Genomic DNA, 839 nt, shown 5'->3' with positions numbered 1-839 from the left:
GGCCGCCAGCCGCTGCCGGGCCGCCCCGGGCCGGACGCCGGGCCACGACCGGGCCAGCACGGTGCGGCCCACCCGGCCGGCCGTCGTCCAGGCGGCGGCGACCAGCCCCCACGCCAGCAGCACCACGAGCGTCGCGCGGACGCCGAGCAGCGGGGCGAGCACCACCAGCACGAGGGTGCGCTCGCCGACCGGCATGATCACGAAGCGCCTGGCCCACAGCGTCCAGCCGCGCAGGTCGGTGCGCGCCGACCACGCCGCGACCCCGCTGTCGGCGTCCGACGACCCGAGCGTGGCGTAGGCGAAGTCGACGTGGTGGCGGGTGACCAGCAGCGCCATCGCGGCCAGCGCCAGCACCCAGCCGGTCCGGTCGTGCGCGCCCGCGGCGAGCCCGGCGTACACGGCGTACTCCTTCACCCGGTCGGCGCCGACGTCGAGCCAGGCGCCGCGCGCCGACGTGGTGCGGGTCAGCCGGGCGACCTGCCCGTCGACGCAGTCGACCACCAGCGAGGCCAGCAGCAGCACCGACCCGAGCACCCGCCACCCGGTGCCCCCGCCGGCGTAGGCGGCCGCGGCGGCCAGCCCGAGCAGCAGCGCGACACCGGTGACCGCCGCGGCGGGCAGCCCGAGGGCCAGCGCCGGCCGGGTCAGCCAGCGCGAGGGCGGCCGCACCAGGAACGTCGACAGGAAGCCGTCGTCCGAGCGCGAGGCCCGGCGCAGCCGCAGCCGCTGCTCGTCCTCGTCGGCGTGCCAGGCGCGCACGGCGGCCAGCTCGTCGCCGGGGCCGGGCCGGGCGACCGCGAACGGCGCGGGGTCGAGCGTGCTCACCGTGACGCCCTCGG

The 839-nt window shown here is 79.5% G+C and carries 1 protein-coding gene; it reads right to left on the bottom strand.

All coding sequences use genetic code 11. The annotated features are described in order from the left end of the window. The coding region (locus ACYVI6_RS18785) for a CDP-alcohol phosphatidyltransferase family protein (protein ID WP_460447799.1) at positions 1-825 on the bottom strand (825 nt) is incomplete at its 3' end. Between the last annotated feature and the right edge of the window lie 14 nt (positions 826-839).

Source organism: Angustibacter aerolatus (assembly GCF_054776675.1).
This window is presented reverse-complemented; position numbering and strand designations above follow the sequence as displayed.